Annotated in this window: 2 protein-coding genes; both read left to right on the top strand. The window is 76.5% G+C overall.

All coding sequences use genetic code 11. From position 1 onward, the window contains the following. A partial coding sequence (locus tag ACFC1F_RS40910) for an FtsX-like permease family protein (protein WP_376166589.1) occupies positions 1-1,462 on the top strand: 1,462 nt, incomplete at its 5' end. Then, a partial coding sequence (locus ACFC1F_RS40905) for a hypothetical protein (protein ID WP_376166588.1) occupies positions 1,459-4,151 on the top strand: 2,693 nt, incomplete at its 3' end. The genes ACFC1F_RS40910 and ACFC1F_RS40905, both read left to right, overlap by 4 nt.

Raw genomic sequence — 4,151 nt, 5'->3', positions numbered from 1 at the left:
GGGGACCAGTCTGCCCAACGGTGCCACGGGGCAGGTCCTCGCCCTGGACGCCCTCGCGCTCGCGGACCGGGTCCCGGTCCGCCCGGACCTGCTCGACGGCCAGGACCGCCACGAGCTGTTCGCGCCGCTGGCCGGGCCCGCGCCCACCGGGGCGCAGGCCGGACTGCCGCTGCCCGGCCACCCGCAGCGCATCGACGTCACCGTCACCGTGACCCCGCAGACGGACACCGACGCCCATCCGGACGTGTGGCTGCTGCTGCGTGACCGTTTCGGCGGCACCTACCGTGCCCCGCTGGCCGGCGTCCCCACCCGCGGCGAGGCCGTCGCCACCGCCGACCTCGCGGCCCTGACCGGTGCCCCGATCGGCTCCGCGGCCACCCCGCTCACCCTGGCCGGCCTGGTCGTCACCTACGGCTGGCCGGACCGGATCACGGCCACCCCCGCACTCACCGGCGAGCTGACCGTCCACCGCATCGGCGTCGCCGACACCACCGCCGGCCCGGCGGCCCCCGTGCCCGCCTCCACCGGTTTGGACTGGACCACCCTCGCCGCCGCCGGGAAGCCCGCCGGCACCATCACGCCCGCCCGCACCGGCGACCAGCAACTGTTCACACTGAGCTACCGCCCGGAGGGCATGGTCACCCAGGCCAACGTCGCCCCGGCCGCAGCACCCGCCCCCAAAACCGTGTCCGGCGTCGCCACCCACACCTACCTGACCGCCATCGGCGCGGCCGTCGGCGACACCGTCCAGGTCCCGTTCGGCGACGTCACCCTCCCGGTCAAGATCACCGGCGCCATCGGCTCACTGCCCGTCGCCGGCACAACGGCCCTCGTCATCGACCTGCCCACCACCGGACGCCTCCTCGCAGCCGGCGGCCGCCAACTACCGCCCCCCGCCGAATGGTGGCTGCCCGCCACCGGCCCCGGCGACCCGACACCCGCCGCGGCCGCCGCCAAGCTGCGCGCCGAACCCGGCGGCCAGCAGCTGCTCCTGAACGACGAGATGGCCGACCAGCTCCTCGCCGACCCGCTCAGCGCCGCCCCGCAGAGCGCGCTCGCCGCGATCGCCCTGGTCAGCGCCGTCCTCGCGGCGATCGGCTTCGCCGCCGCCTCGGCCGCCTCCGCCCGCGAACGCGCGGGCGAGTTCACCGTGCTGCTCGCCCTCGGGGCCCCCAGGCGGTGGCTGGTGCGGACCGTCGCGGCCGAACAGGGCGTCCTGGTCGGTCTCGCCAGCCTGGTCGGCCTCGCGCTGGGAGCCCTGACCGTCCATCTGGTGGTCCCGCTCGTGGTGCTGACCCCGGCCGCCCGCCGGCCGGTCCCCGAAGTCCTGGTCGGCCTGCCGCTCGGCCCGGCCGCCCTGATCGCGGCCGCGATCACCGCCGTCGCCCTGGCGTCGGCCTTCCTGACCGGCCGCCGCCGTCGAGACGTGGCCGCCCGGCTACGGCACGTGGAGGAGATGTGACCAGCCCGGCCGGCACCCGCACACCACCCCGCCCCACCGGACCCCGGCCACGGGACGAACACCGCCCCGCCCCCTGGATACGGACCAGACTGCGCACAGCACCGGTCGCCGCGCTGCTCGCCGCCGCGCTCGCCCTCGGCACCGTCTTCCTCGCCGCCGCGTTCCCGCGGGCCGTCGACCGGGGCACGGACACCGCCCTGCACGAGTACCTACGCGACCGCGGACCGGCCTGGACCAGCCTGCTCGCCACCGCACACCGGCGCTACAGCGCGAGCGACATCGATCTGGTGGCGGAGAAGCTCCTCTCCCGCCCGAACGAGACCTTCCGGTTCGCCGCGGACGGCATGGTGTACGGCGCACGCGGAGACCGCTCGCGCCAGCTCTACAACCCCGGGCTCGCCACGCCCGACGAAGCCCTGCCGCAGGCAGGCCTGATCTACCTGCACGGCTACGCCGACCACGCCGCCCTGGTGGCCGGTCGCTGGCCCAACGGCGGCCGCGACGACGGACCGGTCCCGATCGCGCTCAGCCGGAGCGCCGCCGACACCATCGGCATCCACCTCGGCGACGTACTCGACGGCGGATACTCGCCGGCGGCCGGTGAGCAGCCGAAGGACAGCCAGCGGGCCGAGGTGGTGGGCCTCTACGACCCCAACGACCCGGAGGACCCCTTCTGGGCCGACCTGCCCTGCCCGGAGAAGGCCTGCCTCGACGGCGGCAACCCCCGCTTCTACTGGAAGACCGCAGGCCTGGTCGACGCGGCTGCGGTCGACCGGCTGGCGTCGTGGGGCACCGGCGCGACGGACTTCTGGCGGCTGCCGGTCGACATCGACGCGCTGCGCGCCGACCGGCTACCGCGGACCAGCGAGGAGATCTCCTCTTACCTGGCCGGCCGGACCGGCGTCCAGATGAAGACCCGCACCGGGCGGGACGACCTGACCATGACCTCCCCGCTGCCGCAGCTGTTCCAGCAGGCCACCGCCCGGCGTGACGCCGCCGCGCCGCTCGCCGCGATCGGCCCGGCCGGCCTGGCCGGCGTCGCCGCCGTGGTCCTCTGCCTGGCGGCCGCCCTCACCTTCGACCGGCGCGGCGGCGAACTCCGGCTGCTCCAGGCCCGTGGCGGCTCGCGTGGCGGCGTGCTGCTGCGCCTGTTCGGCGAGGGCGCGGTGACCGTCCTGCCCGCCGCAGCGGCCGGGACCGCACTGGCCCTCGCACTGCTGCCGACCCCGCGCTGGACGCTCGCGGTGGTGGCCGCGGTCGCCGCCACGCTGCTCGCGCTGCTGGGCTTCCCCGCCCGCGCGGCCCTGCTCTGGTCGGCGCCGCGCCGGCGGAGCGGGCGGCGACGGCTGGTCGGCGAACTCGTCGTCGCGGCCGTCACCGTCGCGGCCGTGCTGGAAGTCCGGCGACGCGGCGTCGTCCCGCCCGGGGAGGGCCTGGACCCGTTGCTGGTCGCGGCCCCGCTGCTGCTCGCCCTCACCGGCGGTCTGCTGCTCGCCCGGCTCCAGCCGGTCCTGGTCGGCGCGCTCGCCCGGGTGACCGGCCGCGGCCCCGGACTGATCGGCTTCCTCGGCCTGGCCCGTGCCGCCCGCGGCACCGGCGGCCGGCCGCGCCCCTCCGTACTGCCCCTGCTCGCACTGATGCTCGCCGTCACCACGGCCGGCTTCGGGGCCACCGTGCTGGACGCGGTGGACGGCTCCCGGCTGCGCGCGGCCCGGCAGGCCGTCGGCGGCGACGCGGTCATCGGCGCGCCGACCGGGGTCTCGCTGCCGCCCGAGCTCACCAAGGCCGCGGCCGCCCTGCCCGGCGTCCGGATGGGCACCGCCGTCTGGTGGGAGAGCGAGGTCTTCCTCCTCGGCACCAGCAACGGCTCCAACCGGGTCAGCGTGCTGGCCGTCGACCCGCAGGCGTACGCCGAACTCTCCCGGACCGCCGGGCGCGGCGCCTTCGACCCGGCCGTTCTCGCGGGCGGCGACGGTGGCCTCGACGCCCCGGTTCCCGCCCTGTTCAGCAAGGCACTCGCGGCCAAGGCCGACGACGGGGACCACCGCCTGCGGATGCCGAACGGCTCGGAGCTCCTCGCCAGGAAGGCCGGCGCGATCGAAGGCACACCCGCGCTGGAGGAGTCGGTCCAGCAGTTCATCGTCGTGCCCATCGGCCCCGCGGCCTCCAGGCTTCCGCGACTCGCGGAACCCAACCTCTGGTTCGGCCTCGGTGACGTGGACGAGCACCGGCTGAAGGCGCTCGTCCGGGAGAAGGGGCCGCAGAGCGCGATCGGCAGCCTGGTCGGTACCCCGAGGGGCCGCAAACCTACGGGGGCAGCCGCGACCACGCTCCCGGGCAACCTGGCGGCGTCGGCCTCCGCTGCCGCGTCTCCCTCAGCCACCACCTCCGCGTCGGCCGTTGCCGGCAGCGCGTCACCCGACAGCGCGTCCCCCGGTGGTGCGGCGGGCGGTCAGGCCCGTGCGGGTGAGGACCCCGACAGTCTGCCGGTCGGCTACGTGGTGCACACCAGCGCCACCCGGGCCGCCGAGCTGGCCAATGACCCGCTCCAGCTCTCGGCCGGCCGGCTGTTCTGGGCCTCCGTGATCGGCGCTGCGGGGTTCGCCCTGCTCGCCGTGCTGCTGACGCTGCTGCGGGCGGCCCCGGAGCGCGTCGCCCTGCTCGCCCGGCTGCGCACCATGGGCCTGCG

The organism is Kitasatospora sp. NPDC056181 (genome assembly GCF_042266225.1).
Classification (GTDB): Bacteria; Actinomycetota; Actinomycetes; order Streptomycetales; family Streptomycetaceae; genus Kitasatospora.
Note: the sequence above shows the minus strand (reverse complement) of the source record. Positions and strands in the feature narration are given on the sequence as shown.